Source organism: Sphingomonas sp. Leaf10 (assembly GCF_001421245.1).
Taxonomy (GTDB): domain Bacteria; phylum Pseudomonadota; class Alphaproteobacteria; order Sphingomonadales; family Sphingomonadaceae; genus Sphingomonas.
Window position 1 is genome coordinate 1 of the sequence record NZ_LMKE01000005.1, and the last position, 2,832, is coordinate 2,832.

A 2,832-nucleotide genomic window follows, 5' to 3' on the forward strand; every position below is an offset into this window, starting at 1 on the left:
ATCACCCTCGACATATTCCTCGCCAGAAAACGCCTGTTGAGTCCGAGGTGAACACTCCCCTGAAAAAGGGAGGGGAGGAATTCAAAGTTCCCCCCCTGCCCCCGCCCACCCCAGCGGGGGCTTTTTTTCGTCCGCCAACGCCCTTACCGGATTGCCACGACCTCGACCTTCAGCGGTTCGGCGAGCGCCAGCCACGCCCGATCCCCGGTCAGTGCGACCGCGTTGCGTTCGATCGCCAGCGCCAGACAGGCGCGATCGCCCAGCGACAACCCCGACGTGCGCGTATCCTTGCGGAGGAATCCAGCGGTCATCGCCTGCGGTCCGTCATGCGGCACGATCTCGATATCGAGTTGCGCCATGATCTCGACGATCTGCTCGCGTGCGGCACCCCGGTCGGTCAGTTTGGCAACAACCTCGGACAGGTTCACCGCACTTATCAGCGCGCCGTTCATCCGTTCGGCAACGACGTCGGCACCCGGTTCGTCGAAGAACGCGGCCAGCAATGCCGATGCGTCGAGGACGTAGACCGGGTCAGCCACGCTCGGCTTCGACGCGGCGTTCGGCAATCAGTTCGTCGACGACCGGGGCGTCGCTTCGCGCATAAGGCTGCAACATCGTCTGTATCCGCTTCAGCACGTCGCGACGTGGCCGGATATGCAGTTCGCCGTCGACCACGCGCATCACCACCTGATCGCCGTCAGCCAGACCCAGTTCGCGGCGAACGTCGGACGGTAGCTGCAACCGCCCGCCGCTGACCAATCGGCCATTATGTGCGTTCATCGACTTGCCGCCTCGAATGCTACAGACAGGCCGCCAATATACAGATGATCGCGCCTTCCGACAACAACCCGCCGTCAGGGCAGGCCTACCCCCATCCCCGCCTGCAACACCGCATACCATTCGGCCGGTGTCCATTCGACGCGGAACGCCCGGGCCGCGGCGCAGATACGCTCCGGCTTTTGCGATCCGATGATCGGGATGATCCGCGCCGGATGCACCATCGCCCATGACAGCGCAGCCGTCGCCGCATCGACCGCGAACCGTGCGCCCTGCTCGGCCAGCAGCGCGCCCGCCGGATGCGACCCATCGCTCAACCGCCCCCCGCCGAGTGGCGACCAGGCGAGTACCGCCATATCCCGTGCCATCGCCTGATCCAGCGTCCCGTCGAACAGCGGCGTGCTGTGCAACGGTGAGAATTCGGGCTGGGTCGACAGGATCGGCAGGTCCAGAAACGCCTGCAACGCATCGACCTCGGCCGGGCTATGGTTCGACACGCCGATCCCGCGCACCTTGCCCGCATCGACCATCGCGGTCAGGCTCTTCGCCACTTCCTGCGGATGGGTCAGGAAATCGCGACGATGGATCTGGTACAAGTCGATCCGCTCGATCCCCATCCGCGACAGCGATGCGTCGACGGCGTCCGTCAGGTAGACGCGGTCGGAGCGATAGGGGATGCCCGGGCGGATACCGCCCTTGGTCGCGATCACCATCCGCTCGCGCAGATAGGGCGCTTCCGCCAGCACCTGTCCGAACAGCGTCTCGGCCGACCCGAACCCGGCGGGCGTGTCAGCGCCATAGATATCGGCGGTATCGAACAGGGTGATGCCGGTTTCCAGCACCGCCTCGACCAGCGTCCGCGCCGCCGCGACCTCGCCGGTAAAGCGCCACATGCCCCAAGCGAGCGGCGATACGGACAGGTCGCTCTTGCCGAGCGGGCGAGGATTGGGGTCGATGCGCAACATGCTCACGCCTGTAACCGCTGCGGCGGGGCGATCAATTGCGACACATCAACCGCCGCATTTTCCCCCGCCAGCGCCACGTCGAACGGATAGGCGATCTCGACCCAATGCGCCTCGGCGTCCGACGTCCCGGCATAGAGCCGCGTAACCGCACCTCTCCGCTCGATGCCCGACGAAAACACGACGTCGACCAGATCGGGGCGTTTCGCTTCGCCGGGTCCGAACTGATCGCGCCCGGCCAGGATCTTCAGGTCGCGCCAGTCGCGGCTCGCCGGATCGAGCACGAACGACACCGCATAATAATGCCGCGCGCTATACATGGTATCGTCCTCGAAATAGGCGATGTGGGCGATCAGCCCCATTTCTCCGTTCGCCAGCAGATGCGCCTCGTTCACCCCGCCCCAGTCGAGCGGGTGGAACATCCCCGCCAGCATCGGCGCGGCGTCGATCGCCTCCACCGACAGCGCATCGAGCGAGGCGACCTCGGTATAGCCGATCGTCCCGCGCCCGCCCTTGGCGCCGCGCGGGCGGGTGAACACCGCGACCCGTCCGTCCGCCAGTTCGCACAGCCGGATATCCTTCATCCCCAGCGGTCCTGCGAAGAAGGGTTTCAGGTCGAACAGGTCAGCGCCACGATAGAAGACGGTCCACCATTCCGGCTCGCCCGCGCTGAAGCGGACCTCGACCCCGCCGAACACCAGTTCGCCGCCGATGAAGGTCACGAACGGGTCCTGCAACGCGAAGCGCGGCGCACCGTCGATCGGGTGCCAGACGCCGTCGGCTTCCTCGAAGAATATCGCGGTCGCATGTTCGCTGTCGCGCGCCTCGACCCGCCCGGCGATGACGGTGCGCCCGCCGACCCGGAATGGCGCCGAGATATTGTAGACGTCCAGCCCGTCGACCCCGGCGAAGGTCAGCCGCCCCGTCCGCCCCTGTGGCGGATCGGCGGCGAAGGCGGCATGGCGGGTTTTGACGCGTGGGATGTGGTCGTGGTGCATTGAACGAGTCCTGTACTTAAATCCGTACCCCCGCGCAGGCGGGGGTCCAGGGCCCCAAACGGGACGCTACGTTGGCTGGCTCTGGCCCCCCGCCT

Annotated in this window: 4 protein-coding genes; all 4 read right to left on the reverse strand. The window is 66.2% G+C overall.

All coding sequences use genetic code 11. The annotated features are described in order from the left end of the window. Window positions 1-143: 143 nt before the first annotated feature. The 4 genes from ASE59_RS06220 to ASE59_RS06235 all read right to left on the reverse strand — a co-directional run bounded on the left by ASE59_RS06220 (window position 144) and on the right by ASE59_RS06235 (window position 2,737). Entirely contained in the window at window positions 144-539 is a 396-nt protein-coding gene (locus ASE59_RS06220; RefSeq protein ID WP_056453802.1) for a type II toxin-antitoxin system VapC family toxin, read from the reverse strand. Continuing rightward, window positions 532-780: an AbrB/MazE/SpoVT family DNA-binding domain-containing protein gene (locus tag ASE59_RS20035; protein WP_056453805.1), complete on the reverse strand. Its 249-nt coding sequence runs from the start codon at window positions 778-780 to the stop codon at window positions 532-534. The genes ASE59_RS06220 and ASE59_RS20035 overlap by 8 nt, the downstream gene beginning before the upstream one ends. Window positions 781-854: 74 nt before the next feature. Continuing rightward, window positions 855-1,742 carry an aldo/keto reductase gene (locus tag ASE59_RS06230; RefSeq protein ID WP_156359905.1) on the reverse strand — a complete coding sequence of 296 codons (888 nt, stop codon included), beginning with the start codon at window positions 1,740-1,742 and terminating at the stop codon, window positions 855-857. A gap of 2 nt (window positions 1,743-1,744) precedes the next feature. Further along, the gene (locus tag ASE59_RS06235) at window positions 1,745-2,737 is read right to left on the reverse strand and encodes a DUF1861 family protein (protein ID WP_082458145.1); all 993 of its coding nucleotides are present in this window, start codon (window positions 2,735-2,737) and stop codon (window positions 1,745-1,747) included. Between the last annotated feature and the right edge of the window lie 95 nt (window positions 2,738-2,832).

Excerpts from the sequence above, each read along its gene's own strand:
- ASE59_RS06230 (WP_156359905.1), bottom strand. The coding sequence starts at position 1,742 with ATGTTGCGCATCGACCCCAATCCTCGCCCGCTCGGCAAGAGCGACCTG.
- ASE59_RS06235 (WP_082458145.1), bottom strand. The coding sequence starts at position 2,737 with ATGCACCACGACCACATCCCACGCGTCAAAACCCGCCATGCCGCCTTC.
- ASE59_RS20035 (WP_056453805.1), bottom strand. The coding sequence starts at position 780 with ATGAACGCACATAATGGCCGATTGGTCAGCGGCGGGCGGTTGCAGCTA.